Source organism: Chryseobacterium mucoviscidosis (assembly GCF_002177115.1).
In the GTDB taxonomy this organism is placed as follows: Bacteria; Bacteroidota; Bacteroidia; order Flavobacteriales; family Weeksellaceae; genus Chryseobacterium; species Chryseobacterium mucoviscidosis.
Genome location: NZ_MVAG01000002.1, coordinates 1 through 229, shown reverse-complemented (window position 1 = coordinate 229; position 229 = coordinate 1). Strand labels below are relative to the sequence as shown.

Here is a 229-nt window from a genome sequence, read left to right as displayed (position 1 = left end):
CAGCAGAGTCAAAATAGCAGGCCCACCTTGCTTTAGAATAATCTTCTTGTCTGCTGTCAGAGAACCGTAGGTCGCTGCACCAAGCACAAATAAAACAAAGATGGTCACCATTTCCAAACTTTGTGAGAAATAAATCCCGTACAAGAGAAAGACACCTATCAAGGCATTATAAATCCCTTGATTTTTAAATAATGAACTCACTGAAGGACGAGCCAGTTCTTCTTTATCC

At 40.2% G+C, this 229-nt stretch carries 1 protein-coding gene; it reads right to left on the bottom strand.

The genetic code is table 11. From position 1 onward, the window contains the following. On the bottom strand, window positions 1-229 hold a 229-nt coding region (locus B0E34_RS22560; RefSeq protein WP_123956475.1), incomplete at both ends, for a DUF1304 domain-containing protein.